This window comes from Candidatus Chloroploca mongolica (genome assembly GCF_004762035.2).
GTDB lineage: Bacteria > Chloroflexota > Chloroflexia > Chloroflexales > Chloroflexaceae > Chloroploca > Chloroploca mongolica.
Genome location: NZ_SIJK02000152.1, coordinates 1 through 1,630 on the forward strand (window position 1 = coordinate 1; position 1,630 = coordinate 1,630).

Genomic DNA, 1,630 nt, shown 5'->3' on the forward strand with positions numbered 1-1,630 from the left:
GAACCGCTCCACCTGGGTGCGTCCGTCTTGCCCCGTGCGCCGCGTGCGCTGTTGACCGCCCGTGACCACCAGGTCTGCGGGCGAACGTGCGGCTCTGGTCGCACCGAGGCCTCCTTCTCGGCCCCGTGCGCCGCACGCTTCACCCTGCGACGACACGGTTCGGGTGGTCACGCGGTTCAATCTGCACCAAAACCGCCCCGCAAGGGATGTCCGTAGGGACACCCCTGATGTCCAAAGTGAACCATCGCAGGGTGAGGTTACGGGCGACTCTGTCTGGATCAACTGCGCTCTTTGAAGTAGCAGCACTTTCCTGTTGCCAGTCATTGGGGAACTGCCGATACTTTTAGCACAGATGCAGTAGATACGACTGCTCCCGTCATTCAGCCGTCTGCGCCCGCTACGCACCGACCTGCATATTGAGAAACTGCCCAGCGATTTCCGTTTGGCACGGCGCTATGCATACTTCACCCTTAAAAATGCCCTTGAGGATTTGGGGCTGATCACCGAGTGGCTTTTACCTTGCTGGCTGTTTTTCACTCATTATTGCAACGAAACGCCGTAGATGTTGCTGGCACCGCTTGATACAGAGTAGGTGTAGTTGTTTTGCTCCTTGCTTAGCTCTTCTGAGGATAATCAGTTAGTTACAGGTATAGAGCCTGTAAATTTAAGCAGATCATGATCTTCCCATGACCGTCCCCAATATTTATAGCCATAAAAAGGTGCTATTTCTAGGTATAAATTCACTCCTACCCCCTGATTATTCCACTTTTTTTCGAGACGAGCTTCACCTCTTGCCCCAACACGACCACCGGCAATACCCACATCGATCTCTGCATATACTCTAAGGCCAACACCACCATATACATTTACCTCAGGCTCAAATGGCTCAAAGCCTTGATCTGAGCTGAATTTAATACAACCTGTTGCTTCAGCACCGATAGTACCATATATATCACTTACAATGACTGCACTCAAAGGTAGAGACACACCTGTTTCCCCTCGAAGTTTGGCTTCGATGCATAATTTTGTGCTAAGGCCCGTAGTCGAAAGAGCTACATCAACGGGTGTTATTCCAACCCCTACTTCCACTGAAGCATAGACAGAAAATTTTTTATTCAGAGCACGCACTTCACGAAGTGTTGAGGGTGTTAAGTCTCTCTTAAAGAGAGTTTTTGTGCGCATATGCTTCCAAAGATTAAAGATAGTTTGTGGTGTGACCTCGACTTCTGCTGATACGCGCCTTAAGAAACTTTCAAGGGGAATATTTGCAGCTTGTTCGACAATCCAGTAGAGAAACGCGCTCTGAGGAGGTTTTCGATTAATCGAAATCGTGGGCATGTCTCGCACAGGAGTACTCGTTCCTAGATTGCTCGAAGTTGTAGGTTGCGATGGCTGTGATGTCGAGGTTTTTGGGCTTGGGGTCAAGGAGCGACTGACTGTTGAACTTGAAGATCGTATACCTACTGGGACAGCTTTTTTACCACACCAACTACTGGCAGTTCCATAATTAACTACTTTGATGTTCTGGTACTGCGCCTCCGTGCTAGCTGAGATGCCGGTGGCGAACAATCCCAACGGATCAGTGTAGTTCAAGGGGTTGGCCTGGACGTAGAGGTAGCGGTTGAGGCTG

1 protein-coding gene is annotated in these 1,630 nt (G+C 49.9%); it reads right to left on the reverse strand.

Annotated elements, in window-relative coordinates; all coding sequences use genetic code 11:
- Window positions 1–633 precede the first annotated feature (633 nt).
- The coding region (locus tag EYB53_RS25255; RefSeq protein ID WP_205712782.1) for an RHS repeat-associated core domain-containing protein at window positions 634–1,630 on the reverse strand (997 nt) is incomplete at its 5' end.